Raw genomic sequence first — 4288 nt, 5'->3', positions numbered from 1 at the left:
GCTAACAATTGCTAAAATTTAGCCGGAAATTGAGTGTAATATACCGGAATATAAATCAGTCAGCATCATGATCACGATACGACGAAGTAACTCTGACAACGGGGATTTCCAGGCACTGGTAGCCCTGCTGGACCAGGAATTAAAGGAACGCGACGGGGAGGAACATTTGTTCCTGGCACAATTGAATAAAACAGATCACCTGGAGTATGTGATCGTTGCTTACGATCAGGAGATCCCGGTGGCCTGTGGCGCTTTAAGAGCCTATGCACCGGAAGTGATGGAAGTAAAGCGTATGTATGTGGTGTTAAATAAACGCGGACAGGGCCTTGCATCAAGGGTGCTGCTTGCGTTGGAAGCCTGGTGTAAAGAGCTTAACATTACAACCTGTGTATTGGAAACAGGCAAGAACCAGCCGGAAGCCATTGCGCTTTATAAAAAGAATGGGTATCAACAGGTGCCGAATTTCGCGCAGTATATTGGTGTTGAGAATAGTGTGTGTTTTGAGAAGGAGCTGGAGTAATGTAAAATGCAAAATTTTAAATGTAAAATGTAAAAGTGGAATGCAGTTCCTTATTCGCTGCATTCCACTTTTACATTTATAATTTTACATTTGAAATTTTACATTCTTCTAATTAAGCGCGACTTTCTTCTCCCCATTATTCACTGCCAGTATAAATTTAACCAGCCCTTTCATGTAAACCGCCTGATCATCATACATACACAAATGACTGCCGTTAGGACAATATAAATAGCTGCCATTCTGCACCTGGCCGGCTATCCACTTCATATGTTCCGGATCCATGGTATCGTACTTTGCACCAATGCTTAAGGTAGGCACTTTGATCTGCGGTAATTTTCCTTTCACATCCCAGTTCGTAAGCTTACCGGATAAGCCAAATTCGCTGGGGCCCTGCATGGTCCTGTAAAGCGATTCATTCATTTTACCCATGGCGCGTAAAACCGGGTCCGGAAATTCCGGCAAACGGCAAATATGCTTTGCATAAAAATTAGGCATCAGCAGCTCCATGTATTTAGGATTATCAAAATCGCCTTTTGCTTCAATAGCGCGGATGCTATCCAGGATCTTTGGATCCATTTGTTTGGCCAGTACATTAGCCGCATAATCGTTATAATCCTTTGCGCTGGCCATCATATCAGAAATGATCAGGGCTTTCAGGTTATCCTGGTATTTAAGCGCGTATTCCATGGCTACTACGCCGCCCCAGGAATGGCCCCAAACATAAAAGTTCTCATTTGTAAGGTTAAGCGCTTTGCGCACCTGCTCTACTTCCTCCACGCTGCGGTTCAGATCATACAGGGCAGTATCTTTCGGATTATCGGAGTTGCCGCATCCCAGCTGGTCGTAATAAATGTATTCTATCTCCTCCTGCGGGAAAAAGCTGTCAAATGCCTCCGCATATTCATGAGTAGCGCCGGGGCCACCGGTTATAAGCAGTACCTTTATTTTAGGGTTGTTGCCCATCCGTTTGGTCCAGATGTTAAATGTTCCTTTTGGCGTGCTGATGGGGATGATCTTTACACCACCGGTTTGCACTCCGCTATCCAGGGGTGCAAAATAAGCAGTATGATCTCCGCCTGTGGCCGGGGTTTCATGGCAGGCAGCCAATACCAGCATGGCCTGCAAAAACAGTGTAATGTTGAGATTCTTCATAATAAACGATTGATAGAATTGGGGGAATAAAATTAATACTAATTGTGCCACCACACGCTGTTCCTGCACATAAAACCGTGGTTTGTATCAAATTTAAGACAAGTATATTACAGGTGCTATAACCGATCCATGGTTAATACCGGATAAAAGTATTATCGGGCCAAAAAAGTAAAAAATTAAAAAGCAAAAAGTAAAAATGCCACGAACACAGGCCTGGCTGTTTTCGCGGCATTTTACTTTTACATTTATCCCGTTCATAAGGCCTTAAATGGTTGCTGTGAACCGCCTTCGCCGGTTTGAATCTTACATTCTTTCTTACGATCGCTTCGCCAATCCATCAATGACCTTCACCATCTCACTAAATTCATTCGGATCATATAAACGGGTAAGAAAAACTATTTTGCCATTGGGGTCTATTACTACATTACGGGTAACCCCGCTCTTTTTCACTGCGAAGCGGCCAAAGATATCAGCGCCCGGATCCAGGGCCAACGGATAAGTGATCTTCATATCCTGGTGGAACTGCTGCACTTTTTCCAACGGCTCATCGCGGTCAACACCGATCAAAACTACGTTCTTATCCCGGTAGGCTTTCCATACATCGCTTTCCAGGTGAGGCATTTCCTTACGGCATACACTGCACCAGCTGGCGGTGAACTGCAGCACTACTATTTTTCCCCGGAGCTGCTTCAGGGAAGTTTTACTTCCATCCTGCAGCAGCAGCTCAAAATCGTCCGGCGCCTGCTCCCCTACTTTAACCAGGTAGCCACGGTCAATGGAATTAGGATCAGCGGCCTGTTTGCCCTGATCATGATTGGCTGACTGCGCTTTTAAATGGTTACCCCCAACTGCGGATACGGCTACTACCAACAGGGTTTGCAGGATATTCTTAAATGCTTTTTTCATACTCAGTAATAATAAAGTGGGTTGGTTTGATACATAAAGATATCAATTATCTGCAAATAACCTACCTATTCTATAGACTAGTAATAAATACGAAAGATACCGGGTTGTTTCTGCATAAGACCATGCATCAGGGACCTGAAGCCCGACGGGAAAAATCCGGGTTGGCTCCCACGAAACCTGGCGTAGCTGCGTATAACATTACCCGTAATACTAAGCAGGAAGGTAGAAAGAGGAAATTGGATCACTGTAGATCTATTCCTGCTCCAATGTTCTCCCGGCTGGAAGAAATGGAGCGTTTTGCAGATACCGTGACCACAAATACAACCAAATAAAATGCAATGCAGGCTATTACCCTGCCTGAGAAAGTGTTTTTAACATTACCGACCCAAAAATGCCTATGCAATAGCTTGCATTCCCGCATTTATTGTCCCTAAGCTCAGGTTTCAATCACCGGCCTGGCGATTGAAATTTCTTTTTAGCGAATGGGTCGTTTTGTTGCTAACCGGTTAAAAACCAGGTGGAAAATGCGCCCGGATAAATGGAAAGCGCTGGGTTTAAGAAAAAAAAATACGGCCCTGTGAACAAAGCCGTTTGCCTTTATAAATTCCACGTTATGAAAAACTGACGTAAAGATACAACATTTTGCTAAAACGATTTACTTAATTTTCATTTTTCTTAAAAAAAATAATTTTCAGCTCGTTTATACCCTGTATTTCAAAGCCCTGCTTCGTCATTGCAGGAAGCGAAGCAGGGGAAAAGTGCGTAGGGGTGGCGAAGCCTCGCAATGACGATATCAGGATCTGCCGGGCACTTTTTGCCCTCCGCAATTTTCACATCTTCCTGTCAATCATACACTTATTACCGGCGGCAGCACATTTAGCTGACTTGCCATTAGTTGCCACATCCCTGCAGACCGTCCAATACACTGCCTGTCAATCCCCCTTGGACATATAGGGCGGCATTTCCAGTGATCTGAACAAAGCAGCACATTTTTCAACGCCTTCCTTTCCATTTTGCCGGAAATACCAAAATTCTTCCAGGTCCCCGTCGTTCATGGTCATTTGTGTAGCTCCCTGGGATTTATGCTCTGCTATCTCCCAGTTAGCGATGACCTTATAATTAACCTTATTGTGATAACTGAAACCAGTGGTACGGTCTACTTTAAAAAGCGCCCCTGCTTCCAGCGGCTTTGTTTCTTCATAGTTACTGTAACCGCTAAACTGCCGTGCGCTATCGGTTTTGTTCCGGGTGCGTACGCCCAGAACGCAGGGCCTTTTCTCAGCAGGCAAAGATGCCACGGCCCTTAATGCCAGGATGGTTGCAGCTTTATGTGCCCCATGCTCGGCAGCATCCGGCAACAGGCAAAACACAAAGTCATAATGATGATGCGACAACAGCGTCACGAGCTTTGTATGTATGTTTGCAGTAGCCCAACACGAATCCATTGATTGCTTTTCATCCAGGCAGTATTTATCATCACGCTGATCGCAGAAATAATAGTTAGCTATCCCCAGGATCTTTCCCGCATTCTTTAATTCTTTTTTCCTGATCTCGGGCAGCCTGCTCCTGCCCGTCTTTTCATCGGTAAGCTGCACTCCGTAATAGGTTTCAGCCAGTGTGGAATATTTAAATCCAGCCTCTCCATTGGTTATTACAAACAGATCCACTATCCCGCCCTGCTCTTTTGCTATCTTATATAAGGTTACAGAG

Annotated in this window: 4 protein-coding genes; 1 reads left to right on the top strand and 3 read right to left on the bottom strand. The window is 44.7% G+C overall.

What is annotated here, in order from left to right:
- Positions 1 to 67 precede the first annotated feature (67 nt).
- Entirely contained in the window at positions 68 to 520 is a 453-nt protein-coding gene (locus VIM87_RS30120; protein WP_332000568.1) for a GNAT family N-acetyltransferase, read from the top strand.
- A 108-nt stretch (positions 521 to 628) separates the two neighbouring features.
- On the opposite strand, the gene VIM87_RS30115 is transcribed toward VIM87_RS30120, so the two are convergent.
- From VIM87_RS30115 to VIM87_RS30105, 3 genes are all read right to left on the bottom strand, one after another.
- Complete coding sequence (locus VIM87_RS30115) at positions 629 to 1672, bottom strand: proline iminopeptidase-family hydrolase (RefSeq protein ID WP_332000567.1); 1044 nt, start codon at positions 1670 to 1672, stop codon at positions 629 to 631.
- A 315-nt stretch (positions 1673 to 1987) separates the two neighbouring features.
- Complete coding sequence (locus VIM87_RS30110) at positions 1988 to 2578, bottom strand: TlpA disulfide reductase family protein (RefSeq protein WP_332000566.1); 591 nt, start codon at positions 2576 to 2578, stop codon at positions 1988 to 1990.
- Between the two features lie 932 nt (positions 2579 to 3510).
- Positions 3511 to 4288 (bottom strand): PIG-L family deacetylase (locus VIM87_RS30105; RefSeq protein WP_332000565.1); only part of this gene is annotated, 778 nt, incomplete at its 5' end.

This window comes from Chitinophaga sp., assembly GCF_036569125.1.
In the GTDB taxonomy this organism is placed as follows: Bacteria; Bacteroidota; Bacteroidia; order Chitinophagales; family Chitinophagaceae; genus Chitinophaga.
Note: the sequence above shows the minus strand (reverse complement) of the source record. Positions and strands in the feature narration are given on the sequence as shown.

Excerpts from the sequence above, each read along its gene's own strand:
- VIM87_RS30115 (WP_332000567.1), bottom strand. The coding sequence starts at position 1,672 with ATGAAGAATCTCAACATTACACTGTTTTTGCAGGCCATGCTGGTATTG.
- VIM87_RS30110 (WP_332000566.1), bottom strand. The coding sequence starts at position 2,578 with ATGAAAAAAGCATTTAAGAATATCCTGCAAACCCTGTTGGTAGTAGCC.
- VIM87_RS30120 (WP_332000568.1), top strand. The coding sequence starts at position 68 with ATGATCACGATACGACGAAGTAACTCTGACAACGGGGATTTCCAGGCA.